Origin of the sequence: Micrococcus porci, from assembly GCF_020097155.1 — a bacterium.
In the GTDB taxonomy this organism is placed as follows: Bacteria; Actinomycetota; Actinomycetes; order Actinomycetales; family Micrococcaceae; genus Micrococcus; species Micrococcus porci.
In genome coordinates this window covers 1-18,789 of sequence record NZ_CP083691.1, presented here as the reverse complement: position 1 = coordinate 18,789, position 18,789 = coordinate 1, and the positions used below count along the sequence as shown (strand labels likewise).

Below are 18,789 nucleotides of genomic sequence, written 5' to 3'. Positions count from 1 at the left end.
TGCGTCCCGGCTCAGGCCGGAGCGGAGCCCTCACGCCGCGTGGACTCCCCGGTGACCAGGTAGCGCGCCTTCGCGGCCACGGCCAGACCGTGATCGGTGAAGCGCTCCAGGTAGCGTGACGCCAGCGTGACGTCCGTGGTGGTGGCCGGCGGGGACCCCCACGACGGCGCAGCGATGGCCCGGAAGACGGAGACGTGGTGGTCGTTCACCACCTGGTTGAGGGCGTGGATCCGGTCGGCGTGCGCCAGGTCCTGGGTCTCCAGCAGGAGCACGACCTCCTGCGCCACCTCCACGGCGGCGTCCGTCATGGACCCGAACAGGGGGCGCATGTCGCAGGGGATCACGTGCTCGGGGTAGCGCAGGCGGGTCAGCTGGGCGATGTGCCGGGCGAGGTCCCCCATCCGCTCCAGCGACGCGCTCATCCGCAGCGTCGCCAGCACGGTGCGCAGATCCGAGGCGACGGGCGCCTGCAGGGAGAGCAGCCGGACGGCCTGCTCGTCGAGCCCCTCCTGCATGAGGTCGATCCGGGCGTCCTCCGAGATCACCTGCTCGGCCAGGTGCACGTCCGCCGCGTCGAGGGCGGCGCGGGCGTCGAGGACGGCGCGGTGCACCAGGCGGGCGGTCCCGACGAGGTCCCGCTCGAGTCGTTCCAGGTCGGCACGGTAGAGCTCGCGCATGGCACGCCTTCCCGGCCGGCCGGCCGTCGTCTCGCAGGGGTGGGGTGGTCACTCTTCCAGGCGGAGGTGAACGCCGTGTGAACGTCGGACCCCCTGCCGACGACGCGCGGGAGGCCGCCGGGCCGGGCCCCCGGCACGGGCTACGCTGACCCCGTGGATCCCGTCATCATCGGACTGCTCTGCGGAGCCGTCGGACTGCTCATCGGAGTGGCCTCCATGCTGGCCTTCCGTGCGTCCGAGCGCTCGCGCACGGTGGACCTGTCCGTGGAGGAGCCCACCCTCTCGCCCGGCGCCGCGGAGGTGCTCTCCGTCATCGGCCGGTCCTACATCGTCGTGGACGCCGTGGACGGCGTCGTGCGCGCCAACCCCTCCGCCTACGCGATGGGCCTGGTCCGCGGCCACACCCTAGTGCCCGACGCGCTCCGGGAGCTCACCGGGGCGGTCCGGGCGGACGGCGTCGTGCGGGAGCGTCAGGTGGACCTGCCGCGCGACCCGAGGCACCAGTCCTCCCTGGTGGTCGAGCTGCGGGTGGCGCCCCTGGACGACGAGTACATCCTCGTCCTGGCGGAGGACCGCACGGGCGCCATGCGCACGGAGGCCATGCGCCACGACTTCGTGGTCAACGTGTCCCACGAGCTCAAGACACCCGTCGGCGCCATCTCCCTGCTGTCCGAGGCCATCGCGGACGCCGCGGACGACGACGACGCGGTCCGCCGCTTCGCCCGCCGCCTGGGAGTGGAGTCCACCCGCCTGACCGCCCTGGTGCAGGACATCATCGAGTTCTCCCGGCTGCAGGCCAAGGACGTGGTGCGCGAGGGGCGCTCCGTGGACCTCAACCTCGTGGTGGCCGAGGCCGTGGACCGGGTGCGGCTGACCGCGGAGGCGCGGGGGATCTCCATCCGCGCCGGCGGCCACGTGGACACGGTGGTGCACGGCGATCCGGACCAGCTGATGACGGCGGTGCGCAACCTCGTGGACAACGCGGTGCGCTACTCGCCGGACGGCACCACGGTGGGCGTCGGCCTGACCTCGAAGGACGGCCTGGCGCAGATCACGGTGACGGACCAGGGGATCGGCATCAGCCCGGAGGAGCAGGAGCGCGTCTTCGAGCGGTTCTACCGCGTGGACGCCGCCCGGTCCCGCCAGACGGGCGGCACCGGCCTGGGCCTGAGCATCGTCAAGCACGTGGTGATCAACCACGGCGGCGAGGTCACCCTGTGGTCCCAGCCCGGCCGCGGGTCCACCTTCACCATCCGCCTGCCCGAGTGGGCCCAGGCCCCGCAGACCCCCGACGCCGGCGCGCCCGCCACCGTCGCCACCCTCCCCGAACGTCGCGGCCACCGCGTGGCCGCCGCCGCAGCACCCGCACGGAAGGAGCACAGCGCATGAGCCGCATTCTGATCGTGGAGGACGAGGAGTCGTTCAGTGACCCGCTGTCCTACCTCCTGAACAAGGAGGGCTTCGAGGTCGCGGTGGCGGCGGACGGCAACGACGCGCTCGAGGAGTTCGAGCGCGGCGGCGCGGACCTGATCCTCCTCGACCTGATGCTGCCGGGCATGTCGGGCACGGAGGTGTGCCGGCAGATCCGGCAGAGGTCCCACGTGCCGATCATCATGCTCACCGCCAAGGACTCCGAGATCGACAAGGTCGTGGGCCTGGAGCTCGGCGCGGACGACTACATCACCAAGCCGTACTCCTCCCGTGAGCTCGTGGCGCGCGTGCGCGCCGTGCTGCGCCGCGGGGGCGAGCCGGAGGAGCTGGTGACCTCCACGGTGTCCGCGGGGCCGGTCCGCATGGACGTCGAGCGCCACGTGGTGGCCGTCGACGGCGAGCCCGTGAACCTGCCGCTGAAGGAGTTCGAACTGCTGGAGATGCTGCTGCGCAACGCCGGCCGGGTCCTCACCCGCGGGCAGCTGATCGACCGCGTGTGGGGCTCCGACTACGTGGGGGACACCAAGACGCTCGACGTCCACGTCAAGCGCCTGCGCGCCAAGATCGAGCCGGACCCGTCCAGCCCGCGCCACCTCGTGACGGTGCGCGGCCTGGGCTACAAGTTCGAGTCCTGAGCCGGCACGACGACGCCCCCCGCCTCCGAGGAGGCGGGGGGCGTCGTCGTGTGCGCCGGGGCGCGGCTCAGTGCTGTTCGCCCTCGCCCTCGCCGTAGGTGGCGGTCTGCTCGTCGAGGTGCTCGGTGTCCGCAGACTGGCCGGCGGGCAGGTACTCCTTGTACTGCTCCTGCGTGGCGGAGAGGACCGGCACGCCGAGCTGCAGCTGGGTGCCGTCGGCGGAGACGGTGGCCTGGGCGTTCTGGCCCGGCCACACGGAGCGCTCGACCTCGAGCTGCTGCTCCTCCAGCTTGACGGTCTCGCCGGCCTTCACGGGGACGGTGATCTGGCCGCCGTCCTGCACGGCGATGGTGTAGGTCTTGTCCGCGCCGGAGTCGTTCTTCAGGGAGCCGATCAGGCGGGCGGGCCCGGAGGCGCCCTCGCCGACCATGCCCAGGTTGCGGACCTCGACGAAGCCCGTCTGAGTCGCGTTCACGCCGTCGGACGCGGAGTACTGGATGCCGGTGGCGACCGGGCTCACGGCGGAGCAGCCGGTGGCGCCCAGGACGGCGGTGAGGGCGAGCGCGCCCGCGGCGAGGCGACGCCGGGCAGGGCGGGAAGCGACGGACTTCACGAGGTTCTCCTACAGGTGCGGTGGCGGAGGTCGGCCCCACACGGGGGCGATCAGCCTCAGGCTACCGCATGGCGCCGCCCCGGCCGCCGTTCGCGACGGCCTCGTGCACTATCACATCGGCCCGGTGGGATGCCGGACACCCGCGGGGTGTTTCGCGTCTCCGTGGTAGAATCGACCGACAGGAAAGGGGCATTTCATATGGTTTTCGAGGTCGGAGAGACCGTCGTCTATCCCCACCATGGTGCGGCGCGGATCGAGGAGATCAAGACGCGCACCATCAAGGGCGAAGAGAAGATGTACCTCAAGCTCAAGGTGGCGCAGGGCGACCTGACCATCGAGGTCCCCGCGGAGAACGTGGACCTGGTCGGCGTGCGGGACGTCGTGGACGACAAGGGCCTCGAGCACGTCGTCGAGGTGCTGCAGGCCGAGCATGTGGAGGAGCCCACCAACTGGTCGCGCCGCTACAAGGCGAACCTGGAGAAGCTCGCCAGCGGCGACGTCAACAAGGTGTCCGAGGTCGTGCGTGACCTGTGGCGCCGGGACCACGATCGCGGCCTGTCGGCGGGGGAGAAGCGCATGCTCTCCAAGGCCCGCCAGGTGCTCGTCTCCGAGCTGGCGCTGGCCAAGAAGGTCTCCGAGGAGGAGGCCGAGGGCATGCTGGACAAGGTCCTCGAGGGCTGACCCACCCGCCCGGGCATGACGCCCGGCGACGTCGACGGCGCGCCGTCCGCTTCCCCACCCGGAGCGGTCGGCGCGCCGTCCCCGTTCCTCCGGGAGGCGTCCGCCGCGCCTTCCTAGGATGGGCGCATGCCCACCGCGCTCGTGATCGCCGCCGCCGGCTCCGGAACCCGCCTCGGCGCGGGTGTCCCCAAGGCCCTCGCCCCGCTGACCGACGGACGTCCGCTCCTGGACCACTGCCTCGAGTCCGTCGCCGCCGCGCGCGCCACCGGCCTCGGCCTGGACGCGCTCGTGGTCCTCGTTCCGCCGGCGGCCGATCACGCGCGGGCCGTCGCGGACGTCGTCGCCCGCCACGAGACCGCGGTGGGCGCGCCCGTGACGTGCGTGCCCGGCGGTGTGGAGCGGGCCGACTCGGTGCGCGCCGGCCTGGCCGCCGCGGACGCGGCGCTCGCCGACCGCGGCCACCCGGCCGGGCAGGGCGTCCGGCATGTCCTGGTGCACGACGCGGCCCGCGCCTTCACCCCGCCCGCGGTCTTCGAGGCCGTGGCCGGAGCCCTCGTGTCGGGCGAGGTCGCCGCCGTCCCGGGTCTGCCCCTGACGGACACCGTCAAGGAGGTGACGGGCGCGGACGGGCGGGAGGTCGTCGTCGCCACGCCCGCGCGGTCCGCCCTGCGCGCCGTGCAGACCCCGCAGGGGTTCGACCTGGACGTCCTGCTGGCCGCGCACGCCGCCGCCCAGGCGGACCCGGCCGCGGACGCCGCGGCGCTGACGGACGACGCGATGGCCATGGAGGCCGCCGGGCACGCCGTCGTCGTGGTCCCGGGGGACGAGCGGGCCTTCAAGGTGACCTCCCCGGCGGACCTCGAGGCCGCCGCGCGGATCCTCGCCGTCCGTGACGCCCAGTCTGGTCCCGGCACCCCCTCTCCCGCCGCCGTCCCGGCGGCGCCGCCACTGCCCCGCACCGGCATCGGCACGGACGTCCACCGCTGGGCCCCCGACGACGCCCCCCGCCCGCTGTGGCTCGGCTGCGTCGAGTGGCCGGGCCAGAACGGGGTGGCCGCCACCTCCGACGGGGACGTCGCGGCGCACGCGGCCTGCAACGCGCTGCTCTCCGCGGCCGGGCTGGGCGACCTGGGCGCGGTGTTCGGCGTGGACCGCTGGGAGATGCGCGGGGCGTCGGGCGCCGCGATGCTCGCCGAGGTGCTGCGCCTGGTGACGGAGGCCGGGTGCCGCATCGGGTCCGTGGCGGTGCAGGTCGTGGCGCCCCGCCCGAAGGTCGGCACCCGCCGGGCGGAGATGGAGGCGGCGATGTCCGCGGCCCTGGGCGGGGCCCCCGTGGCCGTCTCCGCGGCGACGACGGACGGGCTCGGCTTCATCGGCGCCGGCGAGGGGCTGGTGGGGCTGGCCACGGCGCTCGTCGTCCCGGCTGCCTGAGCGGCACGGGGCGCCCACTAGGCTGGGTCCGACCCGCAGACCGCCCTCCGGAAGGACCCGCGCCGCCATGGCCCAGCGCTTCTACGACACCCGCTCCGCCGAGATCCGGGACTTCGTCCCGCTCGTGCCCGGCCAGGCGTCGGTGTACTACTGCGGCGCCACGGTGCAGGGCATGCCGCACGTGGGCCACGTGCGCAGCGCCATCGTCTTCGACGTCCTGATCCGCTGGCTCGAGGCCACGGGCCTGCGCGTCACCTCGGTGCGCAACGTCACGGACATCGACGACAAGATCCTCGACCGCTCCGCCGCCTCGCAGGAGCCGGGCTTCGAGCCCTCCGAGATGTACCCGGCCGACGAGCCGTGGTGGGCGCTGGCCTTCCGGTTCGAGAACGCGTTCGATGCCGCCTACCTCGCCCTCGGCGTCCGCCGCCCCACCTACGAGCCGCGCGCCACGGGCCACGTCCCGGAGATGCTCGCCCTGATCGAGCGGCTCATCGAGCGCGGCCACGCGTACCCGGCCGCCGACGGCTCGGGGGACGTGTACTTCGACGTCCGCTCGTGGGACCGCTACGGCGAGCTGACCCGGCAGCGCGTCGAGGACATGCAGGACGCCCCGGACGCCGACCCCCGCGGCAAGCGGGACCCCCGCGACTTCGCCCTCTGGAAGGGTGCCAAGGAGGGTGAGCCGGTGACCGCCGTCTGGAGCTCCCCGTGGGGCGCGGGCCGCCCCGGCTGGCACCTGGAGTGCTCCGCCATGTCCACGAAGTACCTCGGCGGGGAGTTCGACGTCCACGGCGGCGGCCTGGACCTGCGCTTCCCGCACCACGAGAACGAGCTGGCCCAGTCCGCGGCGGCCGGCGACCCCTTCGCCCGGTTCTGGCTGCACAACGGCCTGGTCACCTATCAGGGCGAGAAGATGTCCAAGTCCGTGGGCAACACGATCTCCCCCCAGGAGATGCTGGCCATGGCCCGGCCCAAGGCCGTGCGCTACTTCCTGGGCCAGGCCCACTACCGCTCCCAGCTGGACTATCGTCCCGGTGCCCTGGAGGAGGCCGAGGCCGCGGTGGAGCGCATCGAGAACTTCGTGCAGCGCGCCGCCGCCGCCCTCGGCGCCCCGGAGCTCACCGCCCCGCTCGCCGAGCACGTCCCCGCCGCGTTCCGCGCCGCCATGGAGGACGACCTCGCCGTCCCGCAGGCGCTCGCGGTGCTCCACGAGGCGGTCCGCGCCGGCAACTCCGCGCTCGCGGCCGGCGACGACGCCGCAGCCCGGGCCCGCCTGGCCGAGGTCGCCGCCATGACGGCCGTCCTCGGCCTCGACGACGTGCCCGAGGCCTCTGCCGGCGGCTCGGGACCCGAGGCCGCGGCCCTGGACTCGCTCGTGCGCTCCCAGATCGAGGCCCGCGCCCAGGCCCGCGCGGACAAGGACTGGGCCACTGCGGACCGGATCCGGGACGCCCTGGCCGCGGCCGGCGTCGTGGTGGAGGACGGCGCCCAGGGCGCCACCTGGCACCTGGCGGGCTGAGCGCCCGGTGGGGTGCCGGGCGCGCCGCCTAGACTTGGGGGCGATCCGGCGTCCGAGCGCCGCCCACCCGTCCCCGGCACTCCAGGAGTCCGACCATGTCCACCGCACCCCGCTCCGGCGGATCCCGCGCCCCCAAGGGCAAGAAGGGCCCCCAGAAGGGCACCGGCGGCCACGGCCGCAAGGCGCTCGAGGGCAGGGGCCCCACCCCGAAGGCCGAGGACCGCGTCTACCACAAGGCCCACCGCGCCAAGCAGCTGGCCGAGCGCTCCGCGGCCAAGCACGGTGGCGGCCGCGTCCCGGTCCGCGACCAGGTCCGCGGCCGCGTGAAGCTCACGGACGAGACCGTCTCCGGTCGCAACCCCGTGGTGGAGGCGCTGCGGGCGGGCATCCCGGCGAAGGCCCTGCACGTGGCCACCCGCATCGAGGTGGACGACCGCGTCAAGGAGGCCCTGCGGCTCTGCGCGGAGAACAAGGTGCCGGTCATGGAGAACACGCGCCCGGAGCTGGACCGCATGTCCGGCGAGGCGGTGCACCAGGGCCTCGTGCTGCAGATCCCGCCGTACCAGTACGCGGACGCCCTGACGCTGGGCCGCGAGGCCATGGAGGCCCAGGAGAAGGGCCACCTGCGCACCCCGCCGCTGCTCATCGCCCTGGACGGGATCACGGATCCCCGCAACCTGGGCGCCATCATCCGCTCGGCGTCCGCGTTCGACGCGGACGGCGTGATCGTCCCGGAGCGGCGCTCCGTGGGCGTGACGGCCACGGCGTGGCGCACCTCGGCCGGCGCCGCGGCGCGCGTGCCGGTGGCCCAGGCCGGCAATCTCAACACCACGCTGGTGGAGCTGCACCGGATGGGCTACTTCGTCCTGGGGCTCGACGGCGGCGGGGACGTCTCCCTGCCCGGCCTCGCCCTGGCCACGGAGCCGCTGGTCCTGGTCGTCGGCGCCGAGGGCAAGGGGCTGTCGCGGATGGTGCGGGAACACTGCCAGCAGATCGTGTCGATCCCGATCCAGTCGGAGATGGAGTCGCTCAACGCGTCCATGGCCGTGGGCATCTCCCTGTACGAGATCGCTGTCGGCCGCGCCGGGGGACGCCCCGTCGCCTCCTGAGACCGGCCAGGCATTCAGTCCCCGGGCGCGGGGCGGTAGCGTCGGAACGGTGAGCACCTCGAAGCCCCGCCCCGCCGCCCACCCCGCGCCGCCCGCCCCGGCCCTGCCGGACGTCCGCCGGACCACCCTGACCGGTCGCATCCCGGTCTCGAACGTCCAGCCGACGGTGGAGGAGGGCCGCTTCCCCGCGAAGGCGATCGTGGGGGAGGACGTCCCCGTCCGCGCGAACGTGTACCGCGAGGGGCACGACGCCGTCCGCGCCACCGTCCGCCTGCTGGGCCCGGACGGTGCCGAGGTGCAGCGGGTGCACATGCGCCCCGGGCGTCCGGGACTGGACGAGGCGGTGGCCACGCTGCGGCCCTCCGAGCCGGGCGTGCACCACTTCGTGGTGGAGGGCTGGGACGACCCCGTGGGCACATGGCGCCACAACGCGTCGGTGAAGCTGGCGGCCGGGGTCGACGTCGAGCTGATGCTGGACGAGGGGGCGGCGCTGTTCCGCGCGGCAGCGCAGGACCCCGAGCGCGGCGCGGCCGACCGCGCGGTGTTCGAGGAGGCCGTCCGCGGCCTCGAGGACGCCTCGCTGGCGCCCGTGCAGCGGTTCGCCGTGACGCAGTCGGCGGAGGTCTCCGCCGTGCTGGACGCCCGCCCGGTCCGCCGTTGGGTGACCAGCTCGGAGCTGTACCCGCTGGACGTGCAGCGTCCGCTGGCCGGCCGGGGCGCCTGGTACGAGTTTTTCCCGCGCTCGGAGGGCGCCCGGTACGACGAGGCCGCCGGCCTGTGGCACTCGGGCACCTTCCGTACCGCGGCGGAGCGCCTGCCGGCGGTCGCCGCGATGGGCTTCCAGGTCGTGTACCTGCCCCCGATCCACCCGATCGGCGTCGCGCACCGCAAGGGCCCGAACAACACGCTGACCGCCGGCCCGCAGGACCCGGGCTCGCCCTGGGCCATCGGCGGTGAGGCCGGCGGGCATGACGCGATCCATCCCGGCCTGGGCACCTTCGAGGACTTCGACGCCTTCCAGGAGCGCGTGCGCGAGCTCGGCATGGAGCTGGCCCTGGACCTGGCCCTGCAGTGCTCCCCGGACCACCCGTGGGTCACGGAGCACCCGGAGTGGTTCACGCACCGCGTGGACGGGTCCATCGCCTACGCGGAGAACCCGCCCAAGAAGTACCAGGACATCTACCCGCTGAACTTCGACGACGACGCCGATGGCCTCGCCAGGGCGGTGCTCGACGTGGTCCTGGGCTGGGTGCGACGTGGCGTGCACATCTTCCGCGTGGACAACCCGCACACCAAGCCCCTGTGGTTCTGGGAGTGGCTGATCCGCGAGGTGCGTGCGGTGGAGCCTGAGGTCGTGTTCCTGGCGGAGGCGTTCACGCGCCCGGCCATGATGCACGGGCTCGGCCGGGTCGGCTTCCAGCAGTCCTACGGCTACTTCACCTGGCGGAACACCCGGGAGGAGCTGGAGGAGTACCTGGAGGAGATCACCGCGGAGACGGCGGGCTTCTATCGCCCGAACTTCTTCGTGAACACCCCGGACATCCTCACCGACTACCTGCAGCACGGCGGGCCGGGTGCGTTCAAGGCGCGCGCGGTGATCGCGGCGACCTCGAACCCGCTCTACGGCGTCTACGCGGGCTTCGAGCTGTTCGAGCACGTGGCCCGGCCGGGCGCGGAGGAGTACATCGACAACGAGAAGTACGAGTTCCGCCCGCGCGACTGGGCCGGCGAGGAGGCTGCGGGCCGCTCCCTCGCCCCGTACCTGACCCGACTGAACCGGATCCGTGCGGAGCACCCGGCCCTGCAGGACCTGCAGAACCTCACGCTCCACTCCGCCACGGACCCCGAGCTCCTGGTCTTCTCCAAGACCCGCTCGGCGCTGCCCGAGGGCGACCACCGCGACGCCGCGGCTGTCACCGACGCCGGGTCGGCCGAGGACACGGTGGTCGTCGTCGTCGCGTGCGATCCGCATCGCGTGGCCGAGGCGACCCTCCGACTGGACGCCGAGGCGTTGCGCGTGCGCCCCGAGGACCGTGACGAGGAGGGCCGCTTCGAGGTGGAGGAGCTGCTCACCGGCGCCCGCTGGCGCTGGGACGAGCAGCCCTACGTCCGCCTCGACCCGGCCGTCGAGCCCGCCCACGTCCTGCGCGTCGTGCGCCGCGGCTGAGCCGCCGCACGCACCCCTCCCTGAGACCCGAACAGGAACCCCCGATGACCTCCCCCACCCTGTCCCCCCAGTCCGTCGACCCGGCCGTGCTGGCCGCGGTCGCCGAGGGCCTCCACCACGACCCGCACGCGGTGCTGGGGGCCCACCCCCATCCCGACGGCGCCGCGGTGACCTACCGTGCCCTGCGGCCGTTCGCCCGCGCGGTGACCGTGGTCCGGGAGGGCGACGCCGCGCGGATCGAGCTGGCCCACGAGGCGGACGGGGTGTTCGCGGGCGTCGGCGCGCTGCCGCGCAAGGCGGGCGTGGCCGCGGGCGACTACCGGCTGGAGGTCGTGTACCCGGGCGCGGACGGCGAGGACGTCGTGGAGCTGCACGACGACGCCTATCGCCACCTGCCGACCCTGGGGGAGCTGGACCTGCATCTGATCGGGGAGGGACGCCACGAGCGGCTGTGGGAGGTGCTCGGCGCGCGGGTGCGCCGTGCCGCCGACGGCGCGCTCGTGGGGACGTCGTTCGCCGTGTGGGCGCCGAACGCGCGGGCCGTCCGCGTGGTGGGCGACTTCAACGGCTGGACGGGCCGCACGCACGCGATGCGCTCGCTGGGCTCCTCGGGCGTGTGGGAGCTGCTGGTGCCCGGCGTGGAGCACGGGGCCGCCTACAAGTTCGAGATCCTCGGCGCGGACGGCCAGTGGCAGCAGAACGCGGACCCGATGGCCCGCTGGACCGAGGTGCCGCCGGCGACGGCCTCGCGGGTGATGGAGTCCGAGTTCGCGTTCACGGACCGGGACTGGATGGAGCGCCGACGCGCGGAGGATCCGCACGAGCGTCCGCTGAGCATCTACGAGGTCCACCTGGGCTCCTGGCGTCCGGGCCTGTCCTACGTGGACCTGGCGGAGCAGCTGGTCGAGTACGTGCAGTGGCTGGGCTTCACGCACGTGGAGTTCCTGCCGGTGGCGGAGCACCCGTTCGGCGGGTCGTGGGGCTACCAGGTCACCGGCTACTACGCGCCGACGTCGCGCTTCGGCTCCCCGGACGAGTTCAAGCATCTGGTGAACGCCCTGCACGAGGCGGGCATCGGCGTGATCGTGGACTGGGTGCCGGCGCACTTCCCCAAGGACGCGTGGGCGCTGGGCCGCTTCGACGGCACGGCCCTGTACGAGCACCCGGACCCGCGGCGCGGCGAGCACCCGGACTGGGGCACGTACGTGTTCAACTTCGGGCGCACGGAGGTGCGCAACTTCCTGGTGGCGAACGCCCTGTACTGGCTGGGCGAGTTCCATGTGGACGGCCTCCGCGTGGACGCCGTCGCGTCGATGCTCTACCTGGACTACTCGCGCGAGGACGGCCAGTGGACGCCCAACGCGCTGGGCGGGAACCACGACCTCGAGGCGATCTCCTTCCTCCAGGACGTGAACGCCACGGTGTACCGCGTGCATCCGGGGATCCTGATGATCGCGGAGGAGTCGACGGCGTTCTCCGGGGTCAGCGCGCCGGTGTCCGCGGGCGGGCTCGGCTTCGGCAAGAAGTGGAACATGGGTTGGATGCACGACACCCTCGCCTACCTGTCCGAGGACCCGGTGAATCGGCGCTGGCACCACGACCAGTGGACGTTCTCGATGGCCTACGCCTACTCCGAGAACTACGTGCTGCCGCTGTCCCACGATGAGGTGGTGCACGGGAAGGGATCCCTGCTGGCGCGCATCCCGGGCGACCACCGGCAGAAGCTGGCGACCCTCCGCGCGTACTTCGCCTACATGTGGGCGCACCCGGGCAAGCAGCTGCTGTTCATGGGCGGCGAGTACGGGCAGCCGTCGGAGTGGTCGGAGGAGCGGGGCCTGGACTGGGCGGCGTCCTGGGACGAGTCCCACCGCGGCGTGCAGCTGACGGTGCGCGAGCTCAACGCGCTGTACCGGGCCAAGCCGGCGCTGTGGTCCGCGGACCACAGCCCGCAGGGCTTCACCTGGGTGGACGGCGGCGACGCCGACGGCAACACCCTGGTCTTCCTGCGTCGCCCGGGGGCGGGCGTCGAGGGTGCGCCCCTGCTGTGCATCACCAACCTCTCCGGGGGCACGAGGCAGGGGTTGCGGGTGGGGGTGCCGAGTTCGGGAGAGTGGACGGTCGTGCTCGACACGGACAGCACGGACTTCCACGGGGACGGCCGTCGTGAGCAGGCCGGCCAGCTCGAGGTGATCGAGGCCGAGGACGGCCAATGGCAGGGGCAGCCGGCATACCTCACGCTGAACGTCCCTCCGCTGACGACCCTCTGGCTGCAGCCAGACGAGGACTGAGCTGGCGAGGGGCAAGACGTCGGAGGACGAGCAGTCGGCACGGTGACCGAGGTCACCGTGCCGACTGACTGCATCCGGGGAGCTGCCGGCCGGCGTGGAGCAGCCTGGATGCGGATCGAGATCCGCGAGATCCTGCGGCTGCCGTGCCGACGTCGGCGCTCCACACGGCCCCCCGACCCTCGATTTGGCGTTCGTCCTCTGGTAGGGGTAGAGTTCTTTCTCGTGCTGAGGCGCGGTTCGGGGTTTTCCGGGCGGTGCTGGTGAGTAGCCGAGCATGACTTTCAGGGTCTGGCGCATGGATCGCAGTCCTGGGTTGTCGGTTCACCGGGCATGCATTCCCTGTTGAGGGGTGGGTATTCTTGAGAAGATGGTCTGGTTTGACTGACTGGGATCGTGTGGTAAGGTCTTCTGGTCCTTCCTTGTTCTTCGTTGGATGGTGGGTGTGCTCGTCAGAGCGGCTTGACATTGATGGAGAACGTGGTAAGGTTGACTGGCCCGCCATGGTGAACGGCTGCTGACGGCTTCGGGAACGGAGTTGACACGGTGTGTGAACATGGTAAGGTTGTGAAGTCCTGAACTGCAGAGAACAGCGTATCGACGCCGACATGGTGTTGACAGTCTGAATCGGATGGTCTAGGATGGAGAAGTTGCTCCGGAGCGAAGCACCGCGGAATGACGTGGTGGGGAGGCCGGAAGCGCCTGTTGTTTGAGAACTCAATAGTGTGCCAAGTTTGTTGATGCCAATTGTTTTAACACATATTGGTTGACCGTTGTGCCCGCACCCCCGTGCGATGTGCACACGGTCTGCCAGGTATTGAATTGGCGTGGTGACCGGTTATTTCCGGCTGGTCCCGCGTCGTTCTGTAATTTTTTACGGAGAGTTTGATCCTGGCTCAGGATGAACGCTGGCGGCGTGCTTAACACATGCAAGTCGAACGATGAAGCCCAGCTTGCTGGGTGGATTAGTGGCGAACGGGTGAGTAACACGTGAGTAACCTGCCCTTGACTCTGGGATAAGCCTGGGAAACTGGGTCTAATACCGGATAGGAACGTCCACCGCATGGTGGGTGTTGGAAAGAATTTCGGTCATGGATGGACTCGCGGCCTATCAGCTTGTTGGTGAGGTAATGGCTCACCAAGGCGACGACGGGTAGCCGGCCTGAGAGGGTGACCGGCCACACTGGGACTGAGACACGGCCCAGACTCCTACGGGAGGCAGCAGTGGGGAATATTGCACAATGGGCGAAAGCCTGATGCAGCGACGCCGCGTGAGGGATGACGGCCTTCGGGTTGTAAACCTCTTTCAGTAGGGAAGAAGCGAAAGTGACGGTACCTGCAGAAGAAGCACCGGCTAACTACGTGCCAGCAGCCGCGGTAATACGTAGGGTGCGAGCGTTATCCGGAATTATTGGGCGTAAAGAGCTCGTAGGCGGTTTGTCGCGTCTGTCGTGAAAGTCCGGGGCTTAACCCCGGATCTGCGGTGGGTACGGGCAGACTAGAGTGCAGTAGGGGAGACTGGAATTCCTGGTGTAGCGGTGGAATGCGCAGATATCAGGAGGAACACCGATGGCGAAGGCAGGTCTCTGGGCTGTAACTGACGCTGAGGAGCGAAAGCATGGGGAGCGAACAGGATTAGATACCCTGGTAGTCCATGCCGTAAACGTTGGGCACTAGGTGTGGGGACCATTCCACGGTTTCCGCGCCGCAGCTAACGCATTAAGTGCCCCGCCTGGGGAGTACGGCCGCAAGGCTAAAACTCAAAGGAATTGACGGGGGCCCGCACAAGCGGCGGAGCATGCGGATTAATTCGATGCAACGCGAAGAACCTTACCAAGGCTTGACATGTTTTCGACCGCCGTAGAGATACGGTTTCCCCTTTGGGGCGGATTCACAGGTGGTGCATGGTTGTCGTCAGCTCGTGTCGTGAGATGTTGGGTTAAGTCCCGCAACGAGCGCAACCCTCGTTCCATGTTGCCAGCACGTAGTGGTGGGGACTCATGGGAGACTGCCGGGGTCAACTCGGAGGAAGGTGGGGACGACGTCAAATCATCATGCCCCTTATGTCTTGGGCTTCACGCATGCTACAATGGCCGGTACAATGGGTTGCGATACTGTGAGGTGGAGCTAATCCCAAAAAGCCGGTCTCAGTTCGGATTGGGGTCTGCAACTCGACCCCATGAAGTCGGAGTCGCTAGTAATCGCAGATCAGCAACGCTGCGGTGAATACGTTCCCGGGCCTTGTACACACCGCCCGTCAAGTCACGAAAGTCGGTAACACCCGAAGCCGGTGGCCTAACCCTTGTGGGGGGAGCCGTCGAAGGTGGGACCAGCGATTGGGACTAAGTCGTAACAAGGTAGCCGTACCGGAAGGTGCGGCTGGATCACCTCCTTTCTAAGGAGCATCAGTGCCCGTTGCATCACCGAGTGTGTGATGGCGGGTTGCTCATGGGTGGAACATCAATGAATGGTGCCAGTGGTGGTGCCGGCTGGATGTGAGTACGCCTTCGGGTTGGAAAGCATGTGGTTGGTGGTTGCGTGCTGGTGTTGGCACACTGTTGGGTCCTGGGACAGCAGGCGCCCCTTTTCGGAGGGGTTGTTGTTCTGATCCTGCCTGGTGAAGCTGCGCATGTTGGTGTGTGGTGGATGGGGTGAGGGGCTGTTGTTTGAGAACTGTATAGTGGACGCGAGCATCTTATTTTTGTTGCCGTTGCGTGTGGTCGTCCCCCTGGGTGGCTGCGTTGAGCGTGACGGTGATGCCGAGAATGACATCTTTAGTTAGAGATAACTGCTCATTTGAGGACTTTCATGTGTGTGAAAGTTTCTAAGGGCGTATGGTGGATGCCTTGGCAACAGGAGCCGAAGAAGGACGTGGGAATCTGCGATAAGCCTGGTGGAGTCGATAACCGGACGTTGAGACCAGGATTTCCGAATGGGGAAACCCCGCACGACGTGTCGTGTGACCCCCGGTTGAACACATAGACCGGGTGGAGGGAACGTGGGGAAGTGAAACATCTCAGTACCCACAGGAAGAGAAAACAAAAGTGATTCCGTGAGTAGTGGCGAGCGAAAGCGGATGGGGCTAAACCGTATGCGTGTGATACCCGGCAGGGGTTGCGTGTGCGGTGTTGTGGGCCCTTCCTTGTCATGTCTGCCGGCATGGCGCAGTGAGGTGCGGGCATATAGACGAACCAGTGTGGATGCTGGACCGTAGAGGGTGAGAGTCCCGTAGTTGAAATGTGTTCCGCCGCTGTTGGAGGGTTGCCCGAGTAGCACGGGGCCCGAGAAATCCCGTGTGAATCTGCCAGGACCACCTGGTAAGCCTGAATACTACCTGTTGACCGATAGCGGATCAGTACCGTGAGGGAATGGTGAAAAGTACCCCGGGAGGGGAGTGAAATAGTACCTGAAACCATGTGCCTACAAACCGTCGGAGCCTTTCGGGGTGACGGCGTGCCTTTTGAAGAATGAGCCTGCGAGTTAGTGATACGTGGCGAGGTTAACCCGTGTGGGGAAGCCGTAGCGAAAGCGAGTCTGAATAGGGCGGTTCAGTCGCGTGTCCTAGACCCGAAGCGGAGTGATCTACCCATGGCCAGGTTGAAGCGCGTGTAAGAGCGCGTGGAGGACCGAACCCACTTCAGTTGAAAATGGAGGGGATGAGCTGTGGGTAGGGGTGAAAGGCCAATCAAACTCCGTGATAGCTGGTTCTCCCCGAAATGCATTTAGGTGCAGCGTCACGTGTTTCTTCCCGGAGGTAGAGCTACTGGATGGACGATGGGCCCTACAAGGTTACTGACTTCAGCCAAACTCCGAATGCCGGGAAGTGAGAGCGTGGCAGTGAGACTGTGGGGGATAAGCTTCATAGTCGAGAGGGAAACAGCCCAGACCACCGGTTAAGGCCCCTAAGCGTGTGCTAAGTGGGAAAGGATGTGGAGTTGCTGAGACAACCAGGAGGTTGGCTTAGAAGCAGCCACCCTTGAAAGAGTGCGTAATAGCTCACTGGTCAAGTGATTCCGCGCCGACAATGTAGCGGGGCTCAAGTACACCGCCGAAACCGTGGCATTCAGTTTTCTGGATGGGTAGGGGAGCGTCGTTCACGAGGTGAAGCCAGCGAGTAATTTCTGGTGGATTGTGGACGAGTGAGAATGCAGGCATGAGTAGCGAAAGACGGGTGAGAAACCCGTCCGCCGGATGACTAAGGGTTCCAGGGTCAAGCTAATCTGCCCTGGGTGAGTCGGGACCTAAGGCGAGGCCGACAGGCGTAGTCGATGGACAACGGGTTGATATTCCCGTACCAGTGAAGAACCGCCCATGCTGAGCCGGTGATACTAACCGTCTGAAGCGCCCCTCACTGCCCCTTCGGGGGTGGATGGGTGCGTGGAGCACGGGACCTGAACCGGGGAGGCAAGCGTATTAACAGGTGTGACGCAGGAAGGTAGCCGGGCCAGGCAATGGAATCGACCTGGTCTAAGGGTGTAGGGCTGCCGGTAGGTAAATCCGCCGGCTGTGTGCTTGAGACCTGATGGGCGCCCACGTGGTGGGTGATCCGGTGATCCTATGCTGCCAAGAAAAGCATCGGCGCGAGGTTTGAACTGCCCGTACCCTAAACCGACACAGGTGGTCAGGTAGAGAATACTAAGGCGATCGAGAGAATCATGGTTAAGGAACTCGGCAAAATGCCCCCGTAACTTCGGGAGAAGGGGGGCCCCAACCTTGAGCACCGCTTGCTGGTGTGAGGGGATCGGGGCCGCAGAGACCAGGGGGAAGCGACTGTTTATCAAAAACACAGGTCCGTGCGAAGTCGTAAGACGATGTATACGGACTGACTCCTGCCCGGTGCTGGAAGGTTAAGAGGACCCGTTAGCTTCGGCGAAGCGGAGAATTTAAGCCCCAGTAAACGGCGGTGGTAACTATAACCATCCTAAGGTAGCGAAATTCCTTGTCGGGTAAGTTCCGACCTGCACGAATGGAGTAACGACTTCCCCGCTGTCTCAACCGTGAACTCGGCGAAATTGCATTACGAGTAAAGATGCTCGTTACGCGCAGAAGGACGGAAAGACCCCGTGACCTTTACTATAGTTTGGTATTGGTGTTCGGTGTGGCTTGTGTAGGATAGGTGGGAGACTGTGAAGCGGGCACGCCAGTGTTCGTGGAGTCATCGTTGAAATACCACTCTGGTCATACTGGATGTCTAACTTCGGCCCGTGATCCGGGTCAGGGACAGTGCCTGATGGGTAGTTTAACTGGGGCGGTTGCCTCCCAAAATGTAACGGAGGCGCCCAAAGGTTCCCTCAGCCTGGTTGGCAATCAGGTGTCGAGTGCAAGTGCACAAGGGGGCTTGACTGTGAGAGTGGCAGCTCGAGCAGGGACGAAAGTCGGGACTAGTGATCCGGCGGCTCGTTGTGGAACGGCCGTCGCTCAACGGATAAAAGGTACCTCGGGGATAACAGGCTGATCTTGCCCAAGAGTCCATATCGACGGCATGGTTTGGCACCTCGATGTCGGCTCGTCGCATCCTGGGGCTGGAGTAGGTCCCAAGGGTTGGGCTGTTCGCCCATTAAAGCGGTACGCGAGCTGGGTTCAGAACGTCGTGAGACAGTTCGGTCCCTATCCTCTGCGCGCGTTGGAAATTTGAGAAGGTCTGTCCTTAGTACGAGAGGACCGGGACGGACGAACCTCTGGTATGTCAGTTGTACCGCCAGGTGCATGGCTGATTAGCTACGTTCGGGATGGATAACCGCTGAAAGCATCTAAGCGGGAAGCCGGCTTCGAGATGAGATTTCCTTGCCCCTTTGAGGGTGTGAGGCCCCCAGCTAGATGACTGGGTTGATAGGCTGGATGTGGAAGCGAGGACTGAAGACTCGTGGAGCTGACCAGTACTAATAGGCCGATGACTTTCAACACACATCATTTTTGGTGTTCGCGTCCACTGTGCGGTTGTCTGATTGCAGCCGGTGCTTTCCTGGTCTTGCCTGTGTGGTAGGGTTGGGGGGTGTTGTTCAAGTGAATATTGCCACTGTCTTGTTTGTGGCTCTCTAGGTTTCCCACGGCATGCTGGTTTGGTGTGTTGGTTGGGGTGAGGGTTACGGCGGTCATAGCGTGGGGGAAACGCCCGGTTCCATTCCGAACCCGGAAGCTAAGGCCCACAGCGCCGATGGTACTGCAGCCGGGAGGTTGTGGGAGAGTAGGTCGCCGCCGGACATTCTTTTGGGTTGAGGCCCCACACCTTCGGGTGTGG

The 18,789-nt window shown here is 67.9% G+C and carries 9 protein-coding genes, 3 rRNA genes and 1 pseudogene; 11 read left to right on the top strand and 2 right to left on the bottom strand.

The features are described from left to right. Positions 1 to 11 precede the first annotated feature (11 nt). Positions 12 to 677, bottom strand: coding sequence for a phosphate signaling complex protein PhoU (gene phoU, locus KW076_RS00065; RefSeq protein ID WP_224355617.1), 666 nt, complete (start codon positions 675 to 677; stop codon positions 12 to 14). Positions 678 to 830: 153 nt separating this feature from the next. On the opposite strand from phoU, the gene KW076_RS00060 reads away from it, so the two are divergent. Then, positions 831 to 2,066 carry a sensor histidine kinase gene (locus KW076_RS00060; RefSeq protein ID WP_224355616.1) on the top strand — a complete coding sequence of 412 codons (1,236 nt, stop codon included), beginning with the start codon at positions 831 to 833 and terminating at the stop codon, positions 2,064 to 2,066. Then, positions 2,063 to 2,743, top strand: a complete 681-nt coding sequence (locus KW076_RS00055) for a response regulator transcription factor (protein WP_224355615.1) — start codon at positions 2,063 to 2,065, stop codon at positions 2,741 to 2,743. Before KW076_RS00060 ends, KW076_RS00055 begins: the two co-directional genes overlap by 4 nt. Positions 2,744 to 2,810: 67 nt before the next feature. Here the strand turns inward: KW076_RS00055 and KW076_RS00050 are convergent, their stop codons facing one another. After that, positions 2,811 to 3,356 carry a hypothetical protein gene (locus tag KW076_RS00050; protein WP_224355614.1) on the bottom strand — a complete coding sequence of 182 codons (546 nt, stop codon included), beginning with the start codon at positions 3,354 to 3,356 and terminating at the stop codon, positions 2,811 to 2,813. 198 nt (positions 3,357 to 3,554) lie between these two features. On the opposite strand from KW076_RS00050, the gene KW076_RS00045 reads away from it, so the two are divergent. The 9 genes and pseudogenes from KW076_RS00045 to rrf all read left to right on the top strand — a co-directional run bounded on the left by KW076_RS00045 (position 3,555) and on the right by rrf (position 18,752). Then, complete coding sequence (locus KW076_RS00045; RefSeq protein ID WP_224355613.1) at positions 3,555 to 4,037, top strand: CarD family transcriptional regulator; 483 nt, start codon at positions 3,555 to 3,557, stop codon at positions 4,035 to 4,037. A 126-nt stretch (positions 4,038 to 4,163) separates the two neighbouring features. After that, the gene (gene ispF / locus KW076_RS00040) at positions 4,164 to 5,468 is read left to right on the top strand and encodes a 2-C-methyl-D-erythritol 2,4-cyclodiphosphate synthase (protein WP_224355612.1); all 1,305 of its coding nucleotides are present in this window, start codon (positions 4,164 to 4,166) and stop codon (positions 5,466 to 5,468) included. Positions 5,469 to 5,535: 67 nt separating this feature from the next. Continuing rightward, a complete protein-coding gene (gene cysS / locus KW076_RS00035; protein ID WP_224355611.1) occupies positions 5,536 to 6,990 on the top strand; it encodes a cysteine--tRNA ligase in 1,455 nt (484 codons plus the stop codon). Between the two features lie 95 nt (positions 6,991 to 7,085). Beyond that, positions 7,086 to 8,099, top strand: a complete 1,014-nt coding sequence (rlmB, locus tag KW076_RS00030; protein ID WP_224355610.1) for a 23S rRNA (guanosine(2251)-2'-O)-methyltransferase RlmB — start codon at positions 7,086 to 7,088, stop codon at positions 8,097 to 8,099. Positions 8,100 to 8,148: 49 nt separating this feature from the next. Next, the gene (locus KW076_RS00025; protein ID WP_434084344.1) at positions 8,149 to 10,266 is read left to right on the top strand and encodes an alpha-1,4-glucan--maltose-1-phosphate maltosyltransferase; all 2,118 of its coding nucleotides are present in this window, start codon (positions 8,149 to 8,151) and stop codon (positions 10,264 to 10,266) included. Between the two features lie 65 nt (positions 10,267 to 10,331). Continuing rightward, positions 10,332 to 12,554, top strand: a pseudogene (glgB, locus tag KW076_RS00020) (1,4-alpha-glucan branching protein GlgB); the annotation flags it as partial. A gap of 870 nt (positions 12,555 to 13,424) precedes the next feature. Further along, positions 13,425 to 14,946 (top strand): 16S ribosomal RNA (locus KW076_RS00015). Between the two features lie 419 nt (positions 14,947 to 15,365). Continuing rightward, positions 15,366 to 18,454, top strand: a 23S ribosomal RNA gene (locus tag KW076_RS00010). A gap of 181 nt (positions 18,455 to 18,635) precedes the next feature. Beyond that, a 5S ribosomal RNA gene (rrf, locus tag KW076_RS00005) occupies positions 18,636 to 18,752 on the top strand. Together the 16S, 23S and 5S rRNA genes form the textbook arrangement of a ribosomal RNA operon. The last annotated feature ends 37 nt before the right edge of the window (positions 18,753 to 18,789 follow it).